The sequence below is a fragment of the Aquabacter sp. genome, assembly GCF_965279295.1.
In the GTDB taxonomy this organism is placed as follows: Bacteria; Pseudomonadota; Alphaproteobacteria; order Rhizobiales; family Xanthobacteraceae; genus Aquabacter.
In genome coordinates this window covers 241,157-267,896 of record NZ_CBDIHQ010000014.1, presented here as the reverse complement: position 1 = coordinate 267,896, position 26,740 = coordinate 241,157, and the positions used below count along the sequence as shown (strand labels likewise).

Genomic DNA, 26,740 nt, shown 5'->3' with positions numbered 1-26,740 from the left:
ACACCTCCCGGGCCGCCTCAGGACGGAGATACAGATGGATTTTCTACCTCAGCTTTTCGTCGACGCGATGTTGCTCGGCGGCATCTACACCTTGATGGTGATTGGCCTGGCCCTGAGCTTCGGGGTCACGCGGGTGATCAACTTCGCCCATGGCGAAGCCATCATGCTCGGGGCCTACGGCTCCTATACGATATTCGTGGTCTCCGGCATCGACCCGCTGATCGGCATGCCGTTCCTGATGGTGGCGGGCTGCCTTCTGGGCATGGGCCTGTTCCGCATCTCGATCGCGCGGGTGCTCAAGGCGGCCCACGTCAACCAGATTCTGCTGACGTTCGGCATCGGCCTCGTCCTGCAGAATGCGGCGTTGATCGCCTGGAAGGCGGACGAGCGGTCCGTGGTGCCTTCCTATGCCTATTCGTCGTTCGAGATCGGCGAAGTGATCGTTCCCGGCGGCCGGCTGATCGGCTTCGGTGTGGCGCTCACCCTGGTGCTCTGCCTGTTCGTCTGGCTGAAGCGCACTGAATTCGGCCGCGCCACCCGCGCCCTCGCCGAGAACCGCGATGCCGCCGTGCTGATGGGCATCAACGTCTCGCAGATGTACGCGCTCGCCTTCGGGCTCAGCGTTTCGCTCGGGGTCGCCACGGGCGTCATCATGAGCTTCCTCGGCGCGATTTCACCGTTCATGGGCTTCCATATCTTGGTGAAGGGCTTTGCCATCATCGTCCTGGGCGGGCTCGGCAGCATCCCCGGCGCTGTGATCGGCTCGTTCCTGCTCGCCTTCGCGGAGACCGCGGTCAGCTATTACGTGCCAAACGGCACCGGATGGGCCGAGGCGGTCGCCTTCCTAACCCTGTTCCTCGTCCTTGTGCTGCGCCCGCGCGGCATCATCGGCCAAGCAGTGGCGGACTGATCCATGACACGCCACACCCACATCATGATCGGCCTCGGCCTGTTATCGGCCGCCCTGCTCGTCGCCTCGACCTTCTGGGACGCGCCGCAGATCAACAATTGGCTGTTCCGCATCTCGACCCTCATCATGCTGGCCACCAGCTGGAACCTGATGGCGAACGCCGGACTGGTCTCGCTCGGCCACTCGGCCTTCTGGGGGGTCGGCAGCTATGCCGCGATCCTGGCGGCCAACGCATGGAACGGCTCGGTGTTCACCACGGTATTCGTGGCTCTGGTGGTCGGCGGGGCCATGGGTGCCGCGCTTGCCGCCGTGACCGGCACGCTGCGGGGCATCTTCTTCGCCATCGCCACGCTCGCCCTTTCCGAGGGACTGCGCATCACGGCCTTGATGGTGCCTGAAGTCACTGCCGGGGCGGTAGGTCTCTTCCTCAAGCAAACGCTGCGGCCCAGCCAGCATACGCTCTACCTGTTCGGCGCGCTGGCGGCGGTGGCCAGCGTCGGCGTCGCGATCCTGGTGTCGTGTTCCAAGCTCCAGTTCGCCTCACGGGCCATGCGTGACAACGAGGGTGCGGCGCAAATGCTGGGCATCGACCCACGCCGGCAACGGCTGATCGTAGTCGCGATTTCCGGGGCGATGGCGTCCGCTGCGGGAGCGATCAACGCCTGGTACGGTGGCTATCTCGACCCCGAAGTGGCGTTCACGCTGCACAACACCATCCTGGCGCAGATCGCTCCCATCCTTGGCGGCATCCATACCCTCGCCGGCCCGGTGATCGGCTCCATTGCCATCGTCGCCTTCTCGGAAGCGACCCGCATCTGGTTCGGCAGCATGGAGGGTATCAGCCAGCTGACTTTCGGCTTGGTGCTGATCATCTGCATCCTGTTCCTGCCCAAGGGCGTCCAGGGACTGATCGCGGGCAAAGAGGAGCGGCCCAAGCCTGAGGGCGAACCGGCCATTCCCGTCAACTCGATGCGGGGAGCCAAGCCATGAGCGCGCTTCTTCAGGTCAGCGGCATCTATGCGGGATATGGCGAATCCACCGTTCTGCAGGGGCTCGACTTCGAGCTGAACGCGGGCGAGGTGATCTGCCTGCTGGGCGCCAACGGCGCCGGCAAGACCACCACCATGGGCGTGCTCTCCGGGCTGGTGGATGCCCGCGCCGGGCACATCCGCTACGAGGGCCGCGACCTTCTCGCCATGCCGCCGCACGAACGGGTGAAAGCGGGCATCGCCCTCTCCCCCGAGGGTCGCAAGGTTTTCCCCAACCTGACAGTCGAGGAGAACCTCGTCCTCGGTTCGTTCAACGTGAACGCCCGAGCGGGACGCGCGCAGAAGCTGGCGGAGGTCTACGACCTGTTTCCGCGCCTCGCCGAGCGTCGTACCCAAAGCTCGGGCCTCATGTCCGGTGGCGAACAGCAGATGTTGGCGCTCGGCCGCGCCCTGATGTCGAGTCCGCGCCTTCTCCTGCTGGACGAGCCCTCGCTGGGGCTCGCGCCGAAGATCGTCCAGATCGTGTTCGAGGCGATCCGAAAGATCGCCTCCAGTGATCTCTCCATCCTGCTGGTGGAACAGAACACCCACGCCGCCCTCAGCGTTGCGACGCGCGGCTATGTCATGTCAGCCGGCCGCATCGTCTATTCCGGCGACACGGCGGACCTGCGCCGCTCGCCGGAAGTGCGCGATGCCTTCATCGGCGGGAAAAGCGCCCGCGCAGCGGAGGCAGCCCATGCTTGAGATCAGCAATCTCTCGAAATCCTTCGGTGGTCTCAAGGCGGTCGGGGATCTCTCCATCAGCGTCGCGCAGGGCGATTTTGTCGGCGTGATCGGCCCGAACGGCGCCGGTAAGACCACGCTCATGAACCTCGTGACCGGCTATATGCGCCCGACCTCCGGCGACGTCCGGTTTGAAGGGCGCTCCATCGTCGGCCTTCCGCCCTACAAGATCTCCCATCGCGGCGTGGGCCGGACATTCCAGGTGGTTCGGCCGTTCTCGGAAATGTCGGTCGAAGACAACATCATGACCGGCGCCCTGTTCTCCGGCGCGCGCACCAACAGCCTCGCCAAGGCACGCGCTGCCGCCGAACTGCCGATGGAATTGACCGGCCTCACCGCCAAGCGCCGCATGCACGCGGGCGCTCTCACGCTTGGCGAAAAGAAGAAGCTGGAGCTTGCCCGCGCCCTCGCAACCGAACCGCGCCTCCTGCTGCTGGACGAGGTGATGGGTGGGGTGACGCGCAGCGAGGTGGACGACCTCATGGTCGTGCTCCAGCGCATCCATGCGGCCGGCGTCACCATCGTGATGATCGAGCATCTGGTGGAGGTCATCATGGCGCTGTCGCAACGCGTGGTGGTTCTCAATTTCGGTCAGAAGCTGTTCGAGGGTTCGCCCAAGGACGTGGTCGAGCATCCCGCCGTGATCGAATCCTATCTTGGAACCCCCATGGAGGCGGACGCTGCATGAATGTGCCGCTCCATCATCCCGCAACGCCCGCGCCCGAGATCATCGGCGGGCTTGCCGTGCGCCGTTTCGGTTCTGGCGCCCCGCTTGTGCTGGTGCATGGCGGGGTCGGCTCCTGGACCCATTGGGTCGCCAATATTGAGGCGCTCGCGCAGCATTTCGCGCTGACCGTGGTCGACCTGCCCGGCTATGGCGATGCCCCCGCGCCGACTGTGAAGGAGCCGGAGGCCTATCTCGACGCGGTGGCGCACGACATCGTGCGGGCGGTCGGACCATCCGCGCCCTTCGGTGTTGTCGGCTTCAGCTTCGGCGGCGTGATTTCCGCGGCTCTCGCGCGGCGCTTTCCCGAGCACATCGCGCACCTCTCGCTGCTCGGACCCGGCGGTTTCGGCATGCCGCTGGGACGCACCATCAAGCTGCTGCCGGTGCCCGATGCGGCACTAGAGCCGGACGCTCATCGCGCGGCGGTCGCCCACAATCTCGGCGGCTTCATGCTCTCGCGGGTGCCCGCGCCGGACGAACCGGTGGTGGATCTCCAGGCCGCGAATATCGCGCGGGTGCGGTTCGACAGTCGCAAGATCAGCCTTCAGGACCGCATCCTTGCCGACCTCTCCACGCTGCCCTGCCCGCTTCAGGTGATCTGGGGCGAGCAGGACCATTTGCCCGTGCCCTCGATCGCGGCGCGGGCGGAAAAGGTCCGGCAGGCCCGACCGGACGCCGAGATCCACATCGTGCCGGACGCCGGCCACTGGGTGCAGTTTGAAGCGCCCAAGGCCGTCAACAATCTACTGACAGATTTTCACAACCGGGTGTCGAGATGAGTGACTACGAGACCATCCGCGTCGAGCGCCAAGGCCCGGCGCTAATCCTGAAGTTGAACCGGCCGGACCGCCGCAACGCGGTCAGCCTTCAGATGATGTCGGACATCATCGCGGCAGTCGCCGCCGCCGAGGACGACGCTGAAAGCCGCGCCATCATCCTGACCGGCGGCCAGGATTATTTCTCCGCTGGAGCCGACCTCACAGAGGCGGTGAAGGTGAAGACCGCCACCGACGGCACCCGCTATTTCAACCAGTGGCACGCCCTCAACTCCGCGCTCGAAAACTCCTCCAAGCCCGTGATCGCCGCCATTGAGGGCTACTGCATGACCGGCGGGCTCGAACTGGCGCTCGCGGCAGACCTTCGGGTGGCCGGCGAAGGGTCCACATTCGCTATCACTAGCGCCCGCATCGGGACCGTCGCCGGTGCCGGCGGCACGCAGCGCCTGCCGCGCGTGGTTGGAATGGCGAATGCCTTCGACATGCTGTTCGCAGCAGAGCCCATCGATGCCAAGGAGGCGCTGCGCATGGGCCTCATCAATCGCCTGACGGCAGCCGGCGGCGCGCTAGAGACGGCCAAGGAAATGGCGGCGCTCTATGCCACCCGCGCCCCGCTTAGCCTCGCCTTCGTGAAGCGCGCGGTGCATCGCGGCATGCAGATGGATCTCGCCTCCGCCATCGAGTTCGAGACCTTCCTGGTCACCACTGTCTACGGCACGCGCGACAAGCAGGAAGGCATCACCGCCTTCCTGGAAAAGCGCCGCCCGAATTTCGAGGGCAAGTGATGGCGGGCGACGCAAAGCTCCCACTGGCGGGCATCAAGGTCGCCGACTTCAGCCGCCTTCTGCCGGGCCCATGGTGCGCGCAGATGCTCTCGGACCTGGGCGCCGAGGTGGTGAAGGTGGAGCGGCCGGACGGCGACCCCAGCCGTCACAACGCGCCGCTGTACCGCCAGGAAAGCGTGTATTTCTGCAGCGTGAACGGCGGCAAGCAGTCGCTCGCCCTCGACCTCTCCGATCCCGCCGACCGCGCCGAGGCGCACCGGCTGATCGCCGAAGCCGATGTGCTGGTGGAATCCTTCGGCCGGGGTGGCGCGGAGAAGCTTGGCGTCGATTGGGACCATGCAAAGGTGCTCAACCCGCGCCTGATTTATTGCTCGATCACGGGCTTCGGCCAGAGCGGCGTGCTGTCCCCGATCGCCGGCCATGACCTGGCCATCCAGGCCGCAACCGGGCTGCTCTCACTCTCTGACGCGCCGGCCCCGGCGTTCCAGGCCGGAGACTATGCGGCGGCCAGCATGGCGGTGATCGGCATTCTCGGCGCGCTGCGAAATCGCGACCGGGATGGCGAAGGCGCCTATCTCGACGTCGCCATGTTCGATGCCCTGTTCGGCATGGGCAATATCGGCCTTGCCAGCGCGCTCGGGCGGCTGGCCGGCGGCACCGGAACGCCCGCCATGGAAGTGTGGGGCGGCAACCCGCGCTACACCACCTATCCCACCCGCGACGGCAAGCGGGTCGCGGTGTGTCTGCTCGAGGCGAAGATCTGGCGGCGCTTCTGCGCACTGATCGGCCGCGAGGATCTGGCCTTCGAGGACGAGCACCCCGGCGACCGGCTTTCCAGCCACGGACCCCGCGCCGAACTGTTTCGGCAGGCCCTGTCGGACTATTGCCTCGCCCACGACCGGGATGAGATCGGCGCGCGCATGATCGCGCTTTCGCTGCCCGTCATGCCGGTGCTGACGCCGGACGAGGCGGTGGCGAGCGAGCATGTTCGCAGCCGTGGCCTGGTCCAGAGCGTCGATCATCCGACCGAAGGCCTCACCTTCACCTTGCGCAGCGGCCTCATGGACGCCGGCATCACCCGCAAGCACCGCGCACCTGCGCCGGTCATCGGCGACACACAGACGTCGTCCCAGGCTTCGATCCGCGCCGCCTCAACGGCGGGCTAGGGGTTTTCCATGGATTTCAATTTCACCGAAGAGCAGTCGCTGTTCCGCGATTCCGTCCGAGCCTTCGCGGAGCGGCACCTCGCGGCCGGCGCCCTTGAGCGCGCGCACAGCGACGATTATCCCTGGGACGTGGCCAAGCTGATGGCCGACCAGGGACTTTTGGGGATTACCTCAAGCGAAGAAGACGGCGGCATTGGCGGAACACTGATGGACGCGGTTATCGCCATCCAGGAGGTGGCACGCGCCTGCCCGCGTTCTGCCGACGTGGTGCAAGCGGGAAATTTCGGCGCGATCCGGGTGCTGATGCAGTACGGCACGCCGGAGCAGAAAGAGCGTTACCTGAAGCCGCTGCTCGAAGGACGCGGCCTGATTTCGGTGGCGATGACGGAGCCCAATGCCGGCTCGGCCGTCACCGAACTGACCACGTCCGTAAAGCCGGACGGGGACGGTTTCCGCCTCAACGGAAGCAAGGTGTTCACCACCCACGGCACCCACGCCACGGTCTTCCTGGTCTATGTCCGCTTCGGACCCGGGCTCGGCAATGTCGGCTCGGTGTTGGTGGAGCGCGGGGCCGAGGGTTTCACCTTCGGCGGGCAGGTGCGTTTCCTCTCGCGGGAGGAATGGAACCCGCTGTTCTTCGACAATGTCTACATCCCCAAGGAAAACGTTCTGCTGGGGCCGGGCGGCTTCAAGAAGCAGATGGCCGGATTCAATGTGGAGCGTATCGGCAATTCCTCGCGCTCGCTTGCCCTCGGCCGCTTCGCCTATGAGATCGCCCGCGCGCATGTGCTGACGCGGCGCCAGTTCGGCCGGCCGCTGGCTGACTTCCAGGGCATGCAATGGAAGTTCGCGGAGATGAAGATCCAGCTTGATGCCGCTCAATTGCTGCTGTACCGGGCCGCCGCAAGCGCCGACCGGGGCCTGCCTTCGGCGGAAGAAACCGCGATCGCCAAGGTCGCCTGCAATCGCGCCGGCTTCAACGTGGCGAACGAGGCCATGCAGGCCATGGGCGGCGCGGGCTACAGCCAGGATTCCCTGGTGGAATACTGCTTCCGCCGTACCCGTGGCTGGATGATCGCCGGCGGCACCATCGAAATTCTGCTTAACCGTATCGCCGAGAACGTGTTCGAGCAGACCTTCCCGCAGCGGCTTAAGACGGTCGCAGCGGCGGCGCAGGAGGCCGTATGAACGCGGCCACACCGATCGCCGACGCCCTGTTCCGGCCGCGCAGTATTGCCCTGGTCGGTGCCTCGGGCGACCAGAACAAGCACGCTTCGCTGCCGCACCAGTATCTGCGCCGGCACGGCTATGGCGGCGACATCTTCCCGATCAACGCCAATCGCGATTCCGTATTCGGCGAGCGCGCCTTCAAGAGCATCTTCCACGTCGGCAAGCCGGTGGATCATGCCTTTATCATGCTGCCCACAGACGCGGTGCGCGATGCCGTCTCCGATTGCTGCAAGGCAGGCGTGCGGTGCGCCACCATCCTCTCCAACGGCTTCGCCGAGAGCGGAGAAGTCGGGCGCCGGCGCCAGGATGAACTGGTGGATCTGGCCCGCGACGGGGGATTGCGCCTCCTCGGCCCGAACAGCCTCGGCATCATCAACCTGCCGGATCGCGTCGCGCTATCGGCAAACGAAATTCTCTCACTTCCGGAGTTGCGGCCCGGCCGCATCAGCCTGATCTCGCAGAGCGGTAGCCTGATCGGCGCAGTGCTCTCGCGCGGCCAGGCACGCGGGCTCGGCTTCGCCAAGCTGGTTTCGGTGGGCAACGAGGCGGATCTCGGCGTCGCCGAAATGGGCGACATGCTCGTGGATGACCCCGGCACGGATGCGATCCTGCTTTTCCTCGAAACCGTGCGCAATGCGGAAGGTCTCGCCACCATGGCGCGGCGCGCATTCGCCGCCGGCAAGCCGGTGATCGCCTTCCGGATCGGCCGCTCGGACGTAGGCGAGCAACTCGCGGCGTCTCACACCGGCGCCCTGGTCGGCAGCGGAGCCGCCATGGACGCGTTCCTGCGCGACATCGGTATCGTCCGCGTGGAATCCATGGACGCCTTCCTGGAAGTCGCCCCGCTGGTGCAGGGCCATCGTCCCCCCAGAGGCCGGCGCATCAGTGTGGTCAGCACCACGGGCGGCGGCGGAACACTCGTGATCGACGCGGTTTCGAACCACGACATCGAGATCATCCCGCCCTCGGAAGCGGTGGTTGCGGAACTCGCCGCACAGGACATCTCGATCGCACGCACCCCTCTGATCGACCTCACACTCGCCGGCACCAATCCGCGCACCTACGGGGCCGTTCTTCGGGCGCTCATGGCGTCTCCGGACTGCGATCTGGTGATGTCGGTGGTGGGTTCGTCATCCCAGTTCCGGCCGGACCGGGCGGTGTTGCCCATCACGGCGGCCACCAAGGAAAATCCCGACAAGCCGGTGGCGGTGTTTCTCACACCCCACGCGGAAGCGTCTCTCAGCTTGCTTTCCGAGGCCAATGTCGCTGCCTTCCGCACACCGGATTCGTGCGCCGACGCCTTGCGGGCCTTCTTCGACTGGCGCGCTCCGCGCGACGTAACCACCTTTGAGGTGCCCCGCGCGGCAGCTGAAACGCTCCGCGCATCTACCGGCAACACGCTGGATGCCGCCACCGCCGGCAAGGTGTTCGCGTCTCTTGGCGTGCCGGTCGCCGGCGAGGACATGCTGCCTGCGGATATAGCAGCCATCGAGGCGCTGGACCTGACGCACCTGACCTATCCCGTGGTCGCCAAGATCCTGTCTCCCGAGATCGCCCACAAGACCGAAGTGGGCGGCGTGGTGGTCAATTGCGACACGCCCGAAGCTCTCAAGGCGGCGTGCCGGCGCATTCTGGAAAGCGTCGCCCGCGCGGCGCCCAATGCAACGTTACTGGGCATCCAGGTTCAGCCAATGATGCGCGGGATCGGCGAGGCCCTTCTCGGCTTCCGCCGCGACCCCTCCGTTGGCGCGGTCGTGACGCTGGGTGCCGGCGGCATTCTCACCGAAATCTATCGCGACGTCAGTGTGCGCATCGCACCGGTGGACGAGGCCGGCGCCCGCGAGATGATCACCGAAGTGCAGGGCTTTGCGCCTCTGCGCGGCTATCGCGGCCTGCCCAAAGGCGACCTCGATGCGCTGGCGCGCGCCGTCGCCAGTTTCTCCCACCTTGCCTTGCTTGATGTGGCGGAGGCGGAGATCAATCCTGTCCTCATCCGCCCTGAAGGCCAGGGCGTCGTCGCGCTCGATGCGCTGCTGGTCAAAGGAGAGAGCCATGCGGGCTGAAACTCCCGTGCGCGGACCAACCGCCCGCCTCGCTGAATTCTGTGCCGGGCTGCGCTTCGATGATCTCGATCCATCGGCCCGCCATGCGGTGCGCCGGCATCTGCTGGACACGCTCGGCGCGTCGATTGCGGGAACGCAGAGCCTGCCGGCGCAGATCGCCGCGCGCACGCTCCGTGAACTGGAGAATACCGGGACGATCCCGGTGCCCGGCTTCGAGGGCGGCTGGAACCGACTGACGGCGGCCTATCTCCTGGGCGCCAGCGCCCATGGCCTGGAACTGGACGACGGCTATCGCGCCGGCTCCGTCCATCCCGGCGCCCCTGTCATCCCGGCGGTTCTCGCCGCTTCCTGGGGGCGCAAGGTAGACGGTAAGCGCATCGCCAGCGCCATCGCCGCCGGCTACGAGGTGGTGACGCGGGTGGCGGAGGCGGCCCATCCGGCCTCCCGCAAGCGCGGCTTTCACAACACCCCCATCACCGGCGTCCTCGGGGCGGCGGTGGCGAGCGCATCCATTCTCGGGCTCGATGCGGCCCAGACCGCCCACGCGCTCGGCATTGCGGCCAGTTCGGCCGCGGGCCTGTTCGCGTTCCTGCATGGCGGCGGCGAGATCAAGCGCCTGCATCCCGGTTTTGCCGCCCGCGAAGGCCTGATGGCTGCGCTTCTGGCGCGCAACGGCATGACCGGTCCAGCCGGCGTTCTGGAGATCGAGGACGGATTTCTTCAAGCCTATAGTGGCGCGGCGAACCTCGAAAAACTCGTCGCGGGCCTGGGCGAAGGGTTCAACGTCGCCCGCTGTTACATCAAGCCCTATGCCTGCTGCCGCCACCTTCATCCTGGCATGGATGCTGTGATCGCAGTGGCGCGGGAGGAAGGCGTCACCGCTGAGGACATCGCCTCCGTTGAAATCGGCACCTACGGCATCGCGGCGGGGCACGCTCATGGCGGCTGGGAGGATATGCCCTCGGCGCAAATGAACTATCGTTTCTGCACCGCGCTCGCCGCAACCAAGGGACGCGCGGGCATCGCCGAATTTGGCAGCGCCTATCTCGCCGATCCCGCGCTCGGAGATCTCGCGGAGCGTGTGACGGTTTCCATCGATCCCGGCTGCGAGGCGGACTATCCGCGCCTGCGCTCCGCCAATGTCACCGTCATCACCAAGGCCGGCACCAGACATCAACGCTATATCGACGAACCCCTGGGCTCGGCCCGCCATCCGCTCAGCGACGCGGCACTGGTTCGCAAGTTCCACGATCTCGCCACACCGGTTCTCGGCGCGGTGGAGGCTGAGCGCATCCATGCCGCGATCTGGTCGCTCGAAACCCTCGGCGATATCGACACGCTTTTGAAGGCCTCCGCTTGAGAGGCCGATAAACCCGTTGCGGGAGGAAAACCAATGCCGAAGACAACGCTCTTTTCGCCCATTTCCCTGCGGTCGGTCACGTTCCACAACCGCATCGTCGTCTCGCCCATGGGGCAGTATTCGGCCGACCATGACGGCTTCGCCACGCCCTGGCACACCATGCATCTCGGCCATCTCGCCCTCTCCGGGGCCGGCCTCGTCTTCACTGAAGCGACGGCGGTGGAGCCGCGTGGCCGGGTGAGCCCGCGCTGCCTCGGCATCTGGTCGGACGCGCATGTGGCGGGCCTGGCGGAGGTGGTCGCGTTCTGTCGCCGGCATGGCGGCGCGAAGCTCGGCATGCAGCTCGCCCATTCCGGCCGCAAGGGCTCCGTGACCGTTCCGTGGGAGAAGCAGATAGGCATGCAGGACGGCGAAGGCGGCTGGCTGATGGCGAGCCCGTCCGACGTCGCCTATCCCGGCCGTCCCGTGCCCGAAGCCCTGGACGCCGACGGGTTGGTCGAAGTGCGCGATGCCTTCGTCGCTTCCGCCCGCCGCGCCGATGAAGCGGGCTTCGACGTGATCGAGATCCATAACGCGCACGGCTATCTGCTGCATTCTTTCCTGTCGCCGTTCGCCAATGCGCGAACCGACCAATACGGCGGCAGCCTCGAAAACCGCATGCGCTACCCGTTGGAAGTGTTCGATGCGGTCCGTGCCGTGTGGCCCGCGCACAAGCCGCTCGGCGTGCGCGTTTCCGCCACCGATTGGGATGAAGGCGGCTGGACGCCGGACGAAACGGTCGCGTTCGCCAAGGCCCTCAAGGCGCGCGGCTGCGACTTTATCTGTGCCTCATCGGGCGGGGCCTCGGCGACCCAGAAGATTCCCGTGGCGCCGGGCTATCAGGTGCCGTTTGCCGAGCAGGTGCGCCGCGAGGTCGGCATTCCCACCATGGCAGTGGGTCTCATCACCCAGCCGCAGCAGGCCGAGGATATCCTGGCCCAGGGCCAGGCGGACTTCGTCGCGCTCGGCCGAGGCATGCTCTACAACCCGCGCTGGCCCTGGCACGCCGCGGCCCATTTTGGTGAGGAGGTTTATTTCCCCCCGCAATATGAGCGCGCCCATCCCTCCATGCGGGCGGGCGACTTCCTCAAGCCGTTCCGCGAACGCCAGGCTGCGGAGTGAACGCCATGAGCGAAGACCGCGATCTCACCCACGCTCTGGCCGCCGAGTTGGTGTCCCTGTCAGCGGCGGACCTGTCGCCTGCGGACCTCGGCCAGCTCGAATTCCTCGTGCTGGATTATCACGGCGTCGCCTATGGCGGCGCGGCACGGCCCTGGATCGCCGCGCTACATGGCTGGGCGGAACGCTATCGCGGCACCGGCCCCGCGCGCATCATCGCCAGCGACATCTGCGCGACCGCCGAGGTCGCGGCGTTCGTGAACGGTGCAGCCGGGCATAGCTTCGAGCTGGACGACACCCACGACGCCTCCATGAGCCATCCCGGCGCGGTGGTAATCCCGGCCGCGATCGCGGTCGCATCCGAAACCGGCGCTTCGGGCGTGGACGTTCTGGCGGCGATCGCGGCGGGCTACGAGGCCATGGCGCGGATCGGCATCGCCGCGCGGGCGGAGCGGGTCATCGCGGCGGGCTATCACCCCACTGCCCTGTTCGGGGTGTTCGGCGCAGCCGTCACCGCCGGCAAGCTTTATGGCTTCACGCCGGAGCAGGTGGCGGGCGCATGGGGGCATGCGTTGTCCCTATCGGCCGGCTCCATGCAGTTCTCGCAGGAAACCTCCGGCGCGGAGGTGAAGCGCCTCCACGCCGGCTATGCCGCCCGCAACGGGGTTCTCGCCGCACAGATGATCGCGGCCGGCATTTCCGCTCCGCTGCGCAGCCTTGATGGGAAGTACGGCTTCCTCGCGCTCTACGGGCACGATCCCCTGCCGCAGGAACTGATGCGGATGGGAGCCAGAGGCCTCGCCATTCACGACATTTCCATCAAACCCTACGCCTGCTGCCGGCTGCTGCATTCCATGATCGATGGCCTGCGCACCGCCACCGACGGCTTCGCCGTCCAAGCAGCGGATATCACCGGCATTCTCGTGCGCGGTCCCCAGAAGCTGGTGGAACAGCACGTCGTGAGGCGCCCGCTCACTCCCATGGCGGCGCAATACAGCCTGCCGTTCACCGTGGGCGCCGCAATGGCGCTGGGGCCGGATCGCTTCGATGCGTTTGAGCCGCAGAATCTCGAAAACCCGGACATCCTGGAATGGGCGGACCGGGTCAGCGTCGAGACCGATGCGGACCTTGAGGCGTCCTACCCCGTGCATTTCGGTACCGAAGTGGAGATCGCCTTCACGGACGGCTCACGGCGCCGCGAGCGCGTGCTCGACAGCGTGGGAACGCCGGCTAATCCAATGACCGCCGAGACCCTGCGCTTCAAGGCCAGGGCGCTGATCGGTGGCAGACTCGGCGAGACCGCGTTCGACCGCATGGTCGATGCGGTGCGCGCGCTTCCCCATGCCGAGAGCGTCGACGCCCTCCAGCAGGCTTGTGCTCGATGACGCTGACGACGCCGTTCTGCGACCTCATTGTTCTCGAGTGGGGCCGGCGCCCTGCCGTGCGCGCCTGCGGCAGTTTGCTGGCGCAGGTCGGCGCAAGCGTGATTGTGCCAGGGGAGATGGACCCGTCCGATACGTTCGCCAGATTCAAGACCTTCGTTCCCGATACGCCCCAGGCGCGGGAAGAGGCCCTGGCGCGTGCGAATATCGTGCTGTTTTCCTCCGACCGGGCCGATGAGCCCGCGCTTGACGATCCGCGACCAGATCTCATCTGCTGCGACATAACCGTGGGCGGGGGCGACGACCGGGGATGGTGGAGCGAGCCGCTGCTTCAGGCCGCGACCGGCATCGCCGACATCACCGGCACCAAGGACAGCCCGCCAACCATTTGCGAAGCTCCGGTGATCGAGATTCAGACCGCCATCTTCGCCGCGGCCGGCATTCTCGCAGCGTGGCCCCGGCGCGCCACCACCGGCGAAGGGCAGACCGTGGCGCTATCTCTTCTGGATTGCGGCCTGAACGGCCTTTCCTCGTTCCTGCCCCTCGCCTTCGCCGGCAAGACACCAAAACGGTCCGGCAATCGCCACCCCATGGCTGTGCCCTGGAACAGCTACCAGACAAAGGACGGCTGGATCTTGCTGTGTTCGGCGACCGACGAACATTGGTCGCGCCTCTGCACGCTCATGGACCGTGAGGATCTCACCACGGGCGCCTTCGAAAAGCTGGTGGACCGGGTCGAGAAATGCGACGCGGTGGATGCCGAGGTGGAGGCGTGGACCGGGACGCTGACTGCGAAGGCGTGCGTTGCCGCCCTGAACGGAGCAGGTCTGGCAGCCGGCCCGATCCTGACCCTTCAGGAGCTACAGGCCGACCCTAATCTCATTCATCGGCAGTCCATTGCCGACGCCCCTGCACCGGCGCCGCTGTCGTTCGTCCGCACCGCCTTCAATACCGCAGTCGCGCAGCCCGCTCCACCCGAGGCGCAGCCGCTTCCCGCCCTGCCCCTCTCGGGCATGTTGGTGATCGAGATCGGCCAATACACAACAGCCCCACTCGCCGCGAAGCAACTCGCCCTGCTCGGCGCGGAGGTCATCAAGATCGAGCCGCCTGGTGGGGAAGCCTCGCGCGCGTGGCCGCCGCACCAGGACGGCCAGGGCTATTTCTTCACGATGAACAATGCCAACAAGCGCAGTTGCTTGCTGGATCTGCGTGACCCGCAGGACCGCAGCACCTTCACCCGCTTGATCGAGCGGGCGGACGTGCTGATCGAAAACCTCAAGCCCGGCTCGCTGGACCGCCTTGGCTTCGGCGAATCCCAGCTCCGCGCCCTCAATCCGCGTCTGGTCTATTGCGGCATTTCCGGCTTCGGAAAGATCTCCGCATATCCTGATCGCCCGGCATTCGACACCGTCGTCCAAGCCATGTCCGGCCTCATGGATGTGACCCGCGCCGACGGCATCCCGGTGAAGCTGGGCATTTCGGCGGCCGATGTGACCGGCGGCATTGCGGGCCTGTTCGCGGTGATGTGCGGCCTGGAGCAGCGCCGCCGCACCGGCCTGGGCATGATGATCGACCTGTCCATGCAGGACGTGGCTGTGTGGGTCACGCAAACCGCGTGGAATGGCGCCGCGCGCACGGACTATTGCGTCCTTGCCTGCACGGATGGTTTCGTCGTCGCAGACCGCGCGCGGTCTGATCTCGGCGTATACGCCAACAAGGCAGCGCCGGCATCGCGCGCTGACCTCATCGCAGAACTGGCGACGGCTGGCATCGCAGCCAGTGCGGCAAGGACCCTGGACGAGGTTGCGAACGACCCGTCCATCGTTGGCGAAGGGACGGTCGCCATTCTGAAAAGCCCGGACGGAAAATCCTGGCCGCTCTTCCGGTCGCCATATCGTTTCACGGCCGAGACCACCAAGCCCTTGGCGCCCATTGGCCCGCTGGCGGAGGCGAACCCCTATGTCCTTGAGCTATGCGATAATTAGCGGACAGGCGCCGACATCCCTCGGGTGACGTTATTTCCGGGACGCAAAGGATGGGACGCCGGCCGATGTCCGGCATTGAGCAGCCGCGCGTGTCCCTCTTGCCGCTTACCAGCCGTGAGGTTCGCGCCGCGCGTCTCTTTAGCTAAATTTTTCGACCCGAACGGCGCATTGCGCAGGTGATGCAAAGCAGGCTAGGTGGTGCCCATTCGACTGGACCCGGTGAAAATCCGGGTGGCTCTTCCGGCCGCCAATCCGCCGGACCACGCAACAGGCTGCATGCTACATTCGACCCGCCGGCTCGGGCTGGTCGATGGCTGTCCCTTGCGAGACTCCATGATATCACCCTCCATCCGCCGGGAATGGCTCGGCCGCCCGGTGCGCGAACTGCTCGCCGGAGCTGTTGCCACCTTTGCCCTCATTCCCGAAGTCATCGCCTTTTCGTTCGCGGCCGGGGTCGACCCGCAAGTCGGACTGTTCGCCTCATTCGTGATCGGCATCGTCATCGCCTTCACCGGCGGCCGCCCGGCTATGATCTCAGCCGCCGCAGGCTCGGTAGCGCTCGTGGCCGCACCGCTCGTACATGCGCACGGACTCCAATATCTCCTCGCAGCGGGTTTGCTGGCCGGTCTTATCCAGATGCTTTTCGGCGTCTTGCGGCTTGGCGTGTTGATGCGCTTCGTTTCCAAGTCGGTGCGGACCGGGTTCGTCAACGCGTTGGCCATTCTGATCTTCGCCGCTCAGGTGCCCCACATGATTGGCGGCGGCTGGATCGGCTACGGCGTCCTGGCTGCGGGGCTGGCGGTGATCTACCTCGTGCCGCTTGTCACCACAGCTATCCCCTCGCCGCTCATCTGCATCCTCATCCTCACCGGCACATCGATCGCCCTGGATCTGCCGATCATGAAAGTGGCCGATCTCGGCCAGCTTCCCGATTCCCTCCCGGCATTTGCGTTGCCGTCGGTCCCCCTGAGCTTCGACACTCTACGGATCATTGGAGGGCCAGCGGTGGCGATCGCCATGGTGGGACTTCTCGAATCCATGATGACCGCGAGCGTCGTCGACGACCTCACCGAAACGCCAAGCTCCAAGAACCGGGAGTGCACGGGCCTCGGCATTGCGAATTTCGCGGCGAGTCTGTTCGGCGGCATCGCCGGCTGCGGCATGATCGGCCAGACCGTCAGCAACGTGAAATATGGTGGCCGTGGCAGGCTCTCGACACTGTTCGCCGGTACATTCCTGCTCGTGCTGATGGTCCTTTTAAAGCCCTGGGTGTCGCAGGTGCCGGTTGCGGCGCTGGTTGCAATCATGGTGATGGTGTCGATCGACACATTCGACTGGTCGTCGCTCGGCTCCGTGGTGCGGCACCCTCGGATGTCCAGCATCGTGATGCTGGCAACGGTGCTGGTTACGGTGGCGACATCGAACCTGGCGCTGGGCGTTTTGGTTGGCGTGCTGCTCAGCGGCGTATTTTTTGCGTCGAAGGTTGCGAGCCTCCTTAGCGTCGACGCCATGCCAGATCCACACTCCGGACGGCTGATCTACCGAGCGCGTGGGCAGATTTTTTTTGCCTCGGCTGATCTGTTTATCGATGCCTTCGATGTTCGTGAGGCGGCCGATCGGGGCGTGGTTATCGACGTCTCAGACGCTCACTTCTGGGACATCACGGCGGTAGACGCACTGGAGAAGGTGGTCCAGCGCTTCAAAGCGCAAGGAATTGCCACTGAGGTACGCGGTCTCAACCAAGCAAGTTCGACCCTGATTGAGCAGCTCGACAAGGACCGGTCTGGCCGTGAGAAGTGTTAGATTAAACCTGTGAAGTTGCTCCTGATAACTGGGCATGTCCGCTTCGCGATCTAGCGCGTACAGCGTTGTCGTGCTGCCGCCAGCCTTCGATCACGACCTTGGCCTCGGTGAGCGAGTAGAAGATCTCGGCGTTAAGCAGTTCGTCCCGAAGCCGGACGTTGAAGCTTTCGCAAAAGGCATTCTCCCACGGACTGCCGGGCTCGATGAAGGCGGTCTGCGAGCCAACCGCTGCGATCCACTCACGCACGGCCTTGCCTGCGAACTCAGGACCAATGTCGGATCGGACGTGGCCCGGCGCTCCGCGGAGGATGAACAGGTCCGACAGAACGTCGATGACATCGATCGATCTCAGCCTTCATCCGATCCGGATCGCGATGCATTCACCACTCGATCAGGCCAATCCGTCGGGGTGATGAGTTCAGGCGAGTAGGCGGCTGTTGATCGTCGGTCTATTTAAACGAGCGGCCAAGACTATCGGCGGAGCCTTTTGCGCGTCTACAACTTACATAGGCATTGATCTGCACGCCGACGATTGTCTCAGAAGTGGTACGCGAGGCGCAACGTCCCGGTCTGGTTCAGATAATTTTCGCCGATCTGCGCGCCATACTCCGCCTTGATCTCGAACCCGTTGGTCTGAAGAAGCTGGAAGCCGATGTCGAAATCGCCCAGTACGCTTGGCATGTCTGTGATCACGGTGAAGCTGCCCAGCGCGGCCGGCATGCCTTGCAGGCTCACCTGGCTCTCCCAAGAGGGATTAGAAAGCCATGTGACGCCTGCGGTCACATAGGGTCTCAGGATCGTCTGGCCGGGCAGGTTAAGGCGGGCACCAAGTTCTAGGCGGGGGGATACCGAGGTGCTGCTGTGGTCTTGCGCCGAGACATTGACCCCAAGGAGCGCCAAACCGCTCTCGCTGCTTGCCGGTAGGTACGTATAGACCAGATCAACGTCCACGTAGGGCCGCAGATACCAGCTTGAAAAGGCAAACTCGTAGGCGGCGCGCAACCTGCCGGCCGCGCTCCACACATCGGTATTGCCATTGTAGACAAGGTTCGTTCCCTCGAACGGCACATAGCGGGTGGTGTCGGACCAGCCATAGCCGAGATTGATGCCGGCACCGAAATACCAAGGGCCGATGGTGTGCTTGAGGGTCGCCCCCACATCGACCCCTTGGCCGCTGGCCGAGGAAATTCCGCTTGAGGCATCGAAGTTGGCGGTCTCGTAGGCGGCGGACGCCCCGAGATACCAGTTCGGCGCGATCTCCTTCTGCGCCCCCATGCGGGCGATGATGGCGTCGATCTGATAGCCCGGCGCGCTGGAGGTGGAATATTGGTTCTCCTTGACGCCGTAAACGCGCGCCCAAACGCAATTGCTCTCGTCCATGACGGTGCCGCTGTCCTGGAACACCGGGCAGCTGAAGGTGGCACTGAGGGCCGCAGAGACCGCGATCAGCCGGTGCTGGGCGTAGGCGGACAGCGTTTGCGGGGTCATTGTCGCGATCGCCTCGCTCACGGCAGCACCGCTTTCCAGCCCGCCGAGGTAGCCGAACAGAGGCGCGAGAGCACTTGTGCCGCCGCTGTTCCAGGCCCGCTGGACATAGTTGCCGAATGCGGTCTCGTTTTTGTTCATCGCAACCCCGGCTGGGGTGAAGTTGGCTGTGGGCGTCAAGGTGAGTGCGTTGGATGAGCTGCCGACGAACCAGCTTACCACCGGCGTGGAAACGGCGGTCGGGGTACCCGTGACGCCGCCGTTTGCGACCAGGAAGGTGATGGCGCCGGGCAGCAGGTTGGTGAAGGTGGGGGCCACCGTGCCGCTCATGGACGCGGTGCCGGCGATGTTGAGGATGTCGTTGGTGCCGGCTTGGCTGTCGATGTCGATCCCGATTGAGCCGCTTGCCGCTTGCGTCAGATTGCTGGAAAGCTGAGTGCTGCCGACGGTGCCCAAGCCGGCGATGTTCAGCCTGCCTTGATTGGTCAGGCTGCTGGCGACGATGCTCGAACCGGTGTTGAAGGTGCCGGTATTGGAGATGCCACCGGGCGTCGCGCCGAGATCGACGCTGCCGGCGAGCGTTCCGGCGTTGCTCACGTTGGTGATGCTGGAATTGGCGAGGATGGCAGTGCCTGAGATGCCGTCCACCGTGCCCACGAACCCGCTGGCGCCGATGGTGATCGTGTTCAGGATACTGCTGGTTCCTCCCCCGCCCGAAACCAGGATGCCCGCAGCGCCGATGCCTTCGCCATAGCCAGCATTGGTGCCGCCCAACACGGTGCCGTCGATTTTGAGGGTGATTTGACCCGAAGTCGTGCTGTTGCCGGAGCTTTGGGCGAAGATGCCGATGGAGCCCAGCCCGCTGGTCTGGATAATGCTTCCAGCGCCCTGACTGACAATGATAGAGCCGCCATTGCCCGCATAGGTCGAATTGGTTTCGTTGTAGACCTGTGCAGTGTTCCCGGCCACCAACGCGGCGTTGGGCAAGAGCGCCAGGCCTGCGGCTGCACCGCCGCTGCCGCCGATGGACTGGGCAAAAACGCCGTGGGCGTTAACGCCGCTTGTGACGATATTGCCGTTCACGGTCACGGTGACACCGCCGCTGGACGCGTTTCCAGTGAGACTGCCCTTAGATTGCGTGTTTGATGCCAACGCGGCGGCAATGTTGAGGGAGGAATCCCCCACGAAGCCGCCGCCACCACCGATGCTTTGCACCAGGATGCCCCAGGCGCCCGCTCCGAAGGTCATGATATCGGTTCCGGCGCCGACCGCCACGGAAACATATCCGCCTGTCGAGTCGTTGGCGCCAATCTGCGGGGTCAATACCGCGCTGTTAAGCATATTGGAAGCGCCCGCCGCCATGCCGCCGCCGCCGCCGATGCTTTGCGCCACGATGCCGAAGGCGCGCGCGCCATAGGTGGTGATGCTGCTGCCGGCGATGCTCTGGGTGACGCTGACGCTCGCGCCATCGCCGTCGGCGCCCGCGCCGCCGCCGAGATTGAGGTTCATCACCGTGCTGTATGGGGAATTGGCCGCCGTGAGGCTGACGCTGCGCAGGCAGGGGGTGGCGGACAGGCCCGCGTTGATGATGCCCGCGGAATTGGTGCAGCCGGCGCTGCCTTGTCCGCCGCCGCCGCCGATGCTTTGCGCCAGGATGCCATAGGCATCGTCGCCCGCAGTGAGGATCGTACCCGCGCCGGTCACAGACGCGCCGTTCACGGTGCCTGTTCCGCCATTCAGGACTGTCACGATGCCGCCGCCGCCGGACGAGCCGCCGCTGCCGGAATCGGCAACCCCGACACTGACGGTCGTGAAACTGCTGATGGTTCCATCGGCGCCAACGCCGCCGCCACCGCCGATACTCTGGGCGAATACGCCATGAGCGCCATAGCCGAGCGTGACCAGCGTGCCGATCTGCTCCACTGTTACGGTGCTTCCGTTGCCACCCCCGCCACCGGAACCGCCGACCGAGATATTGGCGCTGTAGGTCTTGCTTTTGGCTGTGTCGGGATTGGCGCCGCCGTCATAGACCGCGCTGGCGGAGGCCGTTGCCGATCCGCCGGAGCCGCCGCCGCCACCGATGCTTTGCGCCAGGATGCCGAAGGAGCGCTGGCCGATTGTGTCGATGACACCGCTGTTGGCCACAGTGGCGAAAGAGCCGTTTCCACCTCTGCCGCCTGTCCCCCCCACGCCCAGATTTGCATTGTAGGAGGCGCCCGGCTTGTTCAGCACGTCTTCGATCTGGGCGGCCGCGCCGATGGAGGCATCGGGATCGGCGGTGCCCGCCGTCCCGCCACTGCCGCCGATGGACTGAACGAAGATGCCGGTGGCATCGCCGCCGTCCGTTCTGATGAGGCCGGCATTATCCGCCGTCACCGCGCCGCCGATATTGCTGGTGCCGCCATTCGCGCCCACGGCGATATTCACATTATAGGTGTCGCCGGAGCTGGACGCCGACCCGCCGCCGGCATTGCCGCCGCCCCCGCCGATGGACTGCGCCAAAATGCCTTGCGCGCCCGAGCCCAAGGTGACGATGGAGCTGTTGAGGAGGTTCTGGACAAAGATGTCCTGGCCGCTGCCGGAGACGCCGCCGCCACCGCCCACCGACAGGGCAACGTCGACGGTCGTGCCGGTCTCTCCCCCGAAGTTCGGGCTACCCGTCGAGGAATTGCCGGCGCCGCCATTTCCGCCGCCCCCGCCGATGGATTGGGCCAGGATGCCGATCGCATTCTTGCCGGCCGTCTCAATGTGGCCGTTACAGCCGGGGCATGCCGCCTGCTGCCCGTTGACGACGTTGATCTCACCGCCATTGCCGGCGGCGCCACCGCTTCCGCCATGGGAGATGGCGATCTTGATGGTGCCCGATCCGCCCTCGATAGCCTTTGATGTGGCGGTGGAATCCCCGCCGTTTCCGCCGCCGCCGCCGATGGACTGCGCCAGGATGGAGATCGCCCCGTCTCCGGCCGTATAGATCTGACCGCCATTCGCGACATTGATGACGCCGCCGGCCCCGCCACCACCACCGCTGCCGCCGGTGGATACGGAGAAGCTGATGGCTGGGATCGGATCGTCCGGGGCCGGAATGGTCAGCGATTTCGCCATGCTGTTGCCGCCGTTCCCACCGCCACCGCCGATGCTCTGCGCCAATATCCCGATGGAATCCGCTCCCCCCGTGTAGATCTTGTAATTATTGGTGGCGTCCACCGTGCCGCCTTGCTTGCCTCCGCCGCCATTGCCGCCCAGCGCGATAGAGATGCTCAACCCGGGGCCGACGGAATAGGCGTTCGCGGCGCCGCCATTGCCACCGCCCCCGCCGATGCTTTGGGCGATGACCCCTGAGGATTGCAGGCCCTGCGTGATGATGGTGGTGGATGCATTCGAGCCGAAGTTCGAGAAGATCACCGCCCCGCCGATGCCGCCCGAGCCGCCGGCGCCGCCGATAGATGTGGAAATGACGATGCCGGCGCTGGTGGCATAGCCGCCGTTGCCGCCGCCGCCGCCGACGCTCTGGACCAGCACGCCCATGGCGAAATCGCCGAGCGTCGTCAGCATGTTGTTGGTGCCGCTGGCATTGTTGAGATAGACGGCGGACTGTCCGCCGTTGCCGCCGCTGCCGCCATTCCCGCCGACGGCGACGAACACGCCCGCAGCATTGCCGCCATTGCCGCCGCCGCCACCGATGGACTGGGAGAGGATGCCGATCGCGCCGTCGTCCCTGGTCGTGATCTGGCCGCCGTTCATGGTGACGGCGACCGAGCCACCGTGGCCTCCGGTGCCGCCATCATCTCCGACAAAGGCTGCGACGCCGCTTCCGCCGGAACTGCCGCCGCCACCGCCGATCGATTGGGCCAAAATGCCAATCGCGAGTTTGCCACCTCCATTCGCGTCGCCGGTGATGATGGTGCCGGAATTTGACACCGTGACGCTGCCACCCGAGCCGTTATTGCTCGAGGTTTGCCCGCCGACGACGCTGCTACTGGTCAAGCTGCCGTTGTCGAGATTGTATGCGAGATTCATCAATCCACCGGCGCCGTTGCTTGCGGCCAGGATGCCGAAGGCAGATCCGCCGTTCGTGCTGATCGCGCCGGCGTTGGTGACGTTGATGGTGCCGCCGCCGTTGTTCTGCGTTCCGATATTGCCTAGATAATTGTCGCTCGTGCTGCTCGCCGTGGTGAAGACGCCGGACCCGCCGAGGCTGAGAGCGGCAATGCCGATCGCCAATTGACCGTTGGTGGCAATAGAACCCGCATTCGTGACGCTGACCGCGCCGCTGAACCCGCTGCCGTTGGCGGCGACTGTCTGGGTGGCAAAAGGCTCAATGATGTCCGGGCTGCCGGTGCTGACCGCTGCCACGCCAATATTGAAAGCGCCACCGCCTGTGGTGCTGATGCTGGCGCCGGAATTGACGACCACCGCAACGGCGCCTCCGCTGCTCGTTGTGTTTGACTGCGCGGACGGTCCCACGGAGCTGGCCGCCAGCACGCCGATGCTGTCGCCTCCGCTCAAGCTAATGGATGAACCGCTGTAGAGTGTGACGTCGACCGTCCCGCCCGGGCCTGATGTACCGGGGTTCGCGCCGATACCGTGGCCCGTTTGCAGGCCACCATCGCCGCCGATCGAGATCGCCGATATGCCGATGCTGTTGACAGCGGTGCCAGTGATACTTCCGGAATGTTCAACCGTGATCGCGCCGCCTGAGCCAGACAGGCCATGGGTATTCGCGGTGTCGCCGCTGCAATCGCAACCGGAGCCTCCCCCTTGCGAATAGGCGGTGATGCCGTTGAGGGGCGCGCCGGGATTGCCCGACCCTTGGATGATGATCTCCGAGCCCGCACCGGTGGCAATGACGAGCGCGCCGCCATCGCCTCCGTTGCCGCCGATATCCCAGTCATTCGTCTTCCCACCGGCGCCGATGCCACCAGCTGTAAAGGCGCCGATGGCGCTCGCGAACGGCATCCAGGGCGCACCCGAGTTGCCGCTGGCCGCTGCATTGATAGAGATCGAACCGCTGTTGGTAACGGTAATTACGCCGCCAGCCGCGCCGTTATAAACGGTGCTGTCCGGAGGGGTCTTGTTCTGCCCTTGTAAATAGCCGTCTGCGCCGGTCGACACAGCGAGGAGCGTGCTCGCGGTCGAAAACGAAAGAGGGGAAGCCAAGGTGAAGGGCGATGCCGCGCCGAGTTCGATCTTTGCCATATTGACGATATCCAGCGTTGGGCCGATGGCCCACGACGCCTGCGCTGCATTCTCACCGCCGTCATAGGTATCCTGGGTGGCGTGGCCGAATACGCCGAATGCATATTGCTGACCGTCCGATCCGAACGACGTGGGATTGATGGTCACGTTCAGGGTAGAATTACCGTTGTTCGACGCCGGCACCGGCTTATTGCCCGTGGTGAGCGAGATGTTGCCAATACTGATCGTTGCGCTCTCCGTCGCCGTGACATACGCCGTCGGTGCACCGCCGTCAGAGGGATAGTCGACGCTTGAGGTGCAGCAGCCTGACGGAGAGAACGAAAGCGGCAGCTCCTGCGCCCAAGCCAGACCGCTCCCGCAAAGGAACAGGCCTAGCGCGACGCCGCCGGCCTGAGGAAGATATGTTCGATATGGGCGACGTTCTGTAGACGGCGTCAGGCTTCTCACCCAATCGGTGAGCCCCTTGATGGAAGGATAAGTGACCGCCAGCATGAGCCGGCCGAAACCGCAGGCACCCACTTGCATCAAGATCATCCTCCGCCCCCAAAAACCTAATTATTTAAGCCTGCCGCCGTTCGCGCGGGCAACCAAATCGCCCGCAACTGCGAAGGCAAGCCGCAACAGCTTCCACCGATCGGGTCGAATGGCATGTTTTCTTGTCTTTTCTTAATACCTATCGAACCCGGGCCGCTCCCCAGGGCCTTTCATCAACGGCAGGCATGGAAATTTTCTCAGAGGGACGCCTGGATAATCTTTCTCAAGGCCGATCTGGATATCGCCAAGGTCAAGCTTGTCAACCAGGCGGCGATGCCCGCAGGGAGTTTTATTAAAAAAACTTTGGCCCATTCCAAGATGGACTTTCTTGACAGCGATGTTTCTGGCTTTCTCCCGCGTGTATTTATGTAAATTGACATTGAGAAGCTGGCAGGCCGCTTTCGAAATATCGAGCGCCAATGGTCCGAAGCCGAGGGGTTCGGGTGGCGGGATTGGCCGGATGCTCGACGATCCTCGCTTAGGAAGCGGACTGATAAAGTCCGGATCCATATTCGGACGGCCGCGAGTTTTAGGGCCGCGAGATCGTTTTAAGGCAGCCGGTCGTAGCGGGTGGCGAGGCCGCGCATCTGTTTGATGCGGTTGAAGAAGCGCTCGACGGCATTGCGCTGGCGATAGAGCCAGGGACTGAAGGCGAAAGTCCGCTTGCGGATGATCCGCGGCGGGATGTTCGGGAACGCACCGCGATCGGAAGTCTCTGTCCGGATGGCGTCGGTGTCATAGGCTTTGTCGGCGAGCAGGATGCTCCCCTCGCGCAGATGCGCTAGGAGGGCCTGGGCGGCCGGTGCGTCACCGGCCTGTCCGGCGGTGAGGATGAGCCGGATGGGGCGGCCCTCGGCATCGACGAGGGCATGGATCTTGGTGGTCAGTCCGCCCCGGCAGCGTCCCATGCAACGATCATCGGCGCCCCCTTTTTGACCGCTGCGCCATGCTGATGGACCCGGACACAGGAACTGTCGATCATCACCAGAGCGTCGTCATAGGCGGCGGAGACGGCTTCCAGCAGGCGATCCCAAACCCCGGCTGCACGCCAACGCACGAAACGATTGTAGAGCGTGGTGCGCGGGCCGTAACGCTCTCCTTCGATCGGGGTAGCCTGGGCATTGTATGGGCGAGCATTTGTTACACTAGGGTCACGCTGGTAGTTTCCGCTGTAGTCAACGCTTTCGAGCATGCCGCGTGTCACCAGCTTCAGCGCGTCATCGAGAAAGTCCGCAAAGCCATATTCGCTGCCATTGTCGATGTAGAGCCGTGCCGGCATGCCCCAAGTGGGGTCCTGGGTCATGTTGATGAAGCTGCGGATAAGGTCAGCGTTGCGAACGTCATCGCCTTTTGGTGGAAGCACCAGGTCCATGCGCAAGCGGTTAGTCGCGGCATCGAGCCAGGCGATAGCTCTAGGATGTGCCGTCGTTCCATCATCTCGGCGCATGATAATATCCAGTCGGTGCACGTCACCGAACACCACATCCATGGGATTCAAGCCGTCACGGTGGCGCGAGACGCGCGGCCTCGCATCTTCATGAGCCTTACGGTCCCTCTTGAAGATGGCGACCTTTCGGAACCTGCTTTCCGCCTCGATAAAACGGCGCGGAACAGAGCAGCCCTGCCGCAGTTCGTCGGTTATCTCGCGGAAGTCTTCTTTCGCGGTGCGCTTCGCGAGCCAATCCGCAGCAAGGGCGTCGATAAGCTTGAAAGACGTGCCAGCCTTATAGAGGCCCTGAATATGAGAGCGCAGATCGTGCGCAATCTCTTGCCGCGTGGCGTCGTCGAAAGGCATAAGCTGATCCCACGCCCTTGAAATCAGAACCTTGGCTTTGCCCTTGTACTTCCCGTGCCATTTGGCGAGGCCGGCGATGCCATGCAGTTCAAAGTCGGCGATCTGACGATGAAGTGTCCGTTCGGAGGGGCTAGTGGGCCTGCCGGTCCAATCGGTGAGCGGTCGGCTGAGGATGGAAGCGATTGCCGCGCCTCGCTCTCGGGAGCCCTTGGGATGGGCGAGCGCGGGGAGGAGAATGAGGTGCCACCAATCCCGTTCGGCCGAACTGGCGGCAACGGGCTCGATCGAGTTTGCGGCCAGTTTTTCAGAAGCTTTTAAACGCTCTTGAAGATCGAGGGGCAGAGAGGAAATCAAAACCTCGTAGCGAAAACCGGAACGCCCGCCCGCCCGTGCAAGGTGCGAACGGTAAGGGTCGCGCCGCGCCATGTGCTCCGAACATGCGTATGGGCAAGCTCAAGCGCCCTACGGCACTTCCGCTCCGACGTTCCCGTGAGGTGGGCTAGGACCGATCGACATTCACCGTAGCCAGATCATGATTGCGGCGAGGTGGATGTCGATCGGTCCTAGGGTCCGCAATAGGGTCCGCAATCAGGCTTCACCGCAGCCCCGCGCA

The 26,740-nt window shown here is 64.9% G+C and carries 15 protein-coding genes, 2 pseudogenes and 1 other annotated feature; of the genes and pseudogenes, 14 read left to right on the top strand and 3 right to left on the bottom strand.

Annotation, left to right across the window (positions count from 1 at the left end; all coding sequences use genetic code 11):
- Nucleotides 1–34: 34 nt before the first annotated feature.
- The 14 genes from ADADO0_RS10230 to ADADO0_RS10165 all read left to right on the top strand — a co-directional run bounded on the left by ADADO0_RS10230 (nt 35) and on the right by ADADO0_RS10165 (nt 17,117).
- Nucleotides 35–910, top strand: coding sequence for a branched-chain amino acid ABC transporter permease (locus ADADO0_RS10230; protein WP_511305025.1), 876 nt, complete (start codon nt 35–37; stop codon nt 908–910).
- A gap of 3 nt (nt 911–913) precedes the next feature.
- Entirely contained in the window at nt 914–1,900 is a 987-nt protein-coding gene (locus tag ADADO0_RS10225) for a branched-chain amino acid ABC transporter permease (protein ID WP_511305024.1), read from the top strand.
- Entirely contained in the window at nt 1,897–2,643 is a 747-nt protein-coding gene (locus ADADO0_RS10220) for an ABC transporter ATP-binding protein (protein WP_511305023.1), read from the top strand. Before ADADO0_RS10225 ends, ADADO0_RS10220 begins: the two co-directional genes overlap by 4 nt.
- Entirely contained in the window at nt 2,636–3,370 is a 735-nt protein-coding gene (locus ADADO0_RS10215) for an ABC transporter ATP-binding protein (RefSeq protein ID WP_511305022.1), read from the top strand. The genes ADADO0_RS10220 and ADADO0_RS10215 overlap by 8 nt, the downstream gene beginning before the upstream one ends.
- On the top strand, nt 3,367–4,188 hold the full coding sequence (locus ADADO0_RS10210; RefSeq protein ID WP_511305021.1) for an alpha/beta fold hydrolase: 822 nt from the start codon (nt 3,367–3,369) through the stop codon (nt 4,186–4,188). Before ADADO0_RS10215 ends, ADADO0_RS10210 begins: the two co-directional genes overlap by 4 nt.
- Nucleotides 4,185–4,970 carry an enoyl-CoA hydratase/isomerase family protein gene (locus ADADO0_RS10205; protein WP_511305020.1) on the top strand — a complete coding sequence of 262 codons (786 nt, stop codon included), beginning with the start codon at nt 4,185–4,187 and terminating at the stop codon, nt 4,968–4,970. Before ADADO0_RS10210 ends, ADADO0_RS10205 begins: the two co-directional genes overlap by 4 nt.
- Nucleotides 4,970–6,136, top strand: a complete 1,167-nt coding sequence (locus ADADO0_RS10200) for a CaiB/BaiF CoA transferase family protein (protein WP_511305019.1) — start codon at nt 4,970–4,972, stop codon at nt 6,134–6,136. Before ADADO0_RS10205 ends, ADADO0_RS10200 begins: the two co-directional genes overlap by 1 nt.
- 9 nt (nt 6,137–6,145) lie before the next feature.
- A complete protein-coding gene (locus ADADO0_RS10195; protein WP_511305018.1) occupies nt 6,146–7,324 on the top strand; it encodes an acyl-CoA dehydrogenase family protein in 1,179 nt (392 codons plus the stop codon).
- Nucleotides 7,321–9,429, top strand: coding sequence for an acetate--CoA ligase family protein (locus tag ADADO0_RS10190; RefSeq protein ID WP_511305017.1), 2,109 nt, complete (start codon nt 7,321–7,323; stop codon nt 9,427–9,429). The genes ADADO0_RS10195 and ADADO0_RS10190 overlap by 4 nt, the downstream gene beginning before the upstream one ends.
- On the top strand, nt 9,419–10,789 hold the full coding sequence (locus tag ADADO0_RS10185) for an MmgE/PrpD family protein (RefSeq protein ID WP_511305016.1): 1,371 nt from the start codon (nt 9,419–9,421) through the stop codon (nt 10,787–10,789). The genes ADADO0_RS10190 and ADADO0_RS10185 overlap by 11 nt, the downstream gene beginning before the upstream one ends.
- Nucleotides 10,790–10,822: 33 nt before the next feature.
- On the top strand, nt 10,823–11,950 hold the full coding sequence (locus tag ADADO0_RS10180) for an NADH:flavin oxidoreductase/NADH oxidase (protein ID WP_511305015.1): 1,128 nt from the start codon (nt 10,823–10,825) through the stop codon (nt 11,948–11,950).
- A gap of 5 nt (nt 11,951–11,955) precedes the next feature.
- Nucleotides 11,956–13,332 (top strand): MmgE/PrpD family protein, encoded by a 1,377-nt coding sequence (locus ADADO0_RS10175; RefSeq protein ID WP_511305014.1) that lies wholly within the window; start codon nt 11,956–11,958, stop codon nt 13,330–13,332.
- Nucleotides 13,329–15,314, top strand: a complete 1,986-nt coding sequence (locus ADADO0_RS10170; protein ID WP_511305013.1) for a CoA transferase — start codon at nt 13,329–13,331, stop codon at nt 15,312–15,314. The genes ADADO0_RS10175 and ADADO0_RS10170 overlap by 4 nt, the downstream gene beginning before the upstream one ends.
- 209 nt (nt 15,315–15,523) lie before the next feature.
- Nucleotides 15,524–15,579 (top strand) — a sequence feature (sul1 is cis-regulatory element that is thought to sense ions involved in sulfur or methionine metabolism; They are found in Alphaproteobacteria).
- A gap of 68 nt (nt 15,580–15,647) precedes the next feature.
- Nucleotides 15,648–17,117, top strand: coding sequence for a SulP family inorganic anion transporter (locus tag ADADO0_RS10165; RefSeq protein ID WP_511305088.1), 1,470 nt, complete (start codon nt 15,648–15,650; stop codon nt 17,115–17,117).
- A gap of 1 nt (nt 17,118) precedes the next feature.
- Here ADADO0_RS10165 and ADADO0_RS10160 read toward each other — a convergent pair.
- From ADADO0_RS10160 to ADADO0_RS10150, 3 genes and pseudogenes are all read right to left on the bottom strand, one after another.
- Nucleotides 17,119–17,499, bottom strand: a pseudogene (locus ADADO0_RS10160) (integrase core domain-containing protein); the annotation flags it as partial.
- 155 nt (nt 17,500–17,654) lie between these two features.
- Nucleotides 17,655–24,332 carry a hypothetical protein gene (locus tag ADADO0_RS10155; RefSeq protein WP_511305012.1) on the bottom strand — a complete coding sequence of 2,226 codons (6,678 nt, stop codon included), beginning with the start codon at nt 24,330–24,332 and terminating at the stop codon, nt 17,655–17,657.
- 548 nt (nt 24,333–24,880) lie between these two features.
- A pseudogene (locus ADADO0_RS10150) lies at nt 24,881–25,428 on the bottom strand (IS5 family transposase); the annotation flags it as partial.
- Nucleotides 25,429–26,740 lie beyond the last annotated feature (1,312 nt).

What these genes read in the sequence shown, in the direction of transcription:
- ADADO0_RS10230 (WP_511305025.1), top strand. Translation starts at nt 35, where the DNA reads ATGGATTTTCTACCTCAGCTTTTCGTCGACGCGATGTTGCTCGGCGGC.
- ADADO0_RS10225 (WP_511305024.1), top strand. Translation starts at nt 914, where the DNA reads ATGACACGCCACACCCACATCATGATCGGCCTCGGCCTGTTATCGGCC.
- ADADO0_RS10220 (WP_511305023.1), top strand. Translation starts at nt 1,897, where the DNA reads ATGAGCGCGCTTCTTCAGGTCAGCGGCATCTATGCGGGATATGGCGAA.
- ADADO0_RS10215 (WP_511305022.1), top strand. Translation starts at nt 2,636, where the DNA reads ATGCTTGAGATCAGCAATCTCTCGAAATCCTTCGGTGGTCTCAAGGCG.
- ADADO0_RS10210 (WP_511305021.1), top strand. Translation starts at nt 3,367, where the DNA reads ATGAATGTGCCGCTCCATCATCCCGCAACGCCCGCGCCCGAGATCATC.
- ADADO0_RS10205 (WP_511305020.1), top strand. Translation starts at nt 4,185, where the DNA reads ATGAGTGACTACGAGACCATCCGCGTCGAGCGCCAAGGCCCGGCGCTA.
- ADADO0_RS10200 (WP_511305019.1), top strand. Translation starts at nt 4,970, where the DNA reads ATGGCGGGCGACGCAAAGCTCCCACTGGCGGGCATCAAGGTCGCCGAC.
- ADADO0_RS10195 (WP_511305018.1), top strand. Translation starts at nt 6,146, where the DNA reads ATGGATTTCAATTTCACCGAAGAGCAGTCGCTGTTCCGCGATTCCGTC.
- ADADO0_RS10190 (WP_511305017.1), top strand. Translation starts at nt 7,321, where the DNA reads ATGAACGCGGCCACACCGATCGCCGACGCCCTGTTCCGGCCGCGCAGT.
- ADADO0_RS10185 (WP_511305016.1), top strand. Translation starts at nt 9,419, where the DNA reads ATGCGGGCTGAAACTCCCGTGCGCGGACCAACCGCCCGCCTCGCTGAA.
- ADADO0_RS10180 (WP_511305015.1), top strand. Translation starts at nt 10,823, where the DNA reads ATGCCGAAGACAACGCTCTTTTCGCCCATTTCCCTGCGGTCGGTCACG.
- ADADO0_RS10175 (WP_511305014.1), top strand. Translation starts at nt 11,956, where the DNA reads ATGAGCGAAGACCGCGATCTCACCCACGCTCTGGCCGCCGAGTTGGTG.
- ADADO0_RS10170 (WP_511305013.1), top strand. Translation starts at nt 13,329, where the DNA reads ATGACGCTGACGACGCCGTTCTGCGACCTCATTGTTCTCGAGTGGGGC.
- ADADO0_RS10165 (WP_511305088.1), top strand. Translation starts at nt 15,648, where the DNA reads ATGATATCACCCTCCATCCGCCGGGAATGGCTCGGCCGCCCGGTGCGC.
- ADADO0_RS10155 (WP_511305012.1), bottom strand. Translation starts at nt 24,332, where the DNA reads ATGATCTTGATGCAAGTGGGTGCCTGCGGTTTCGGCCGGCTCATGCTG.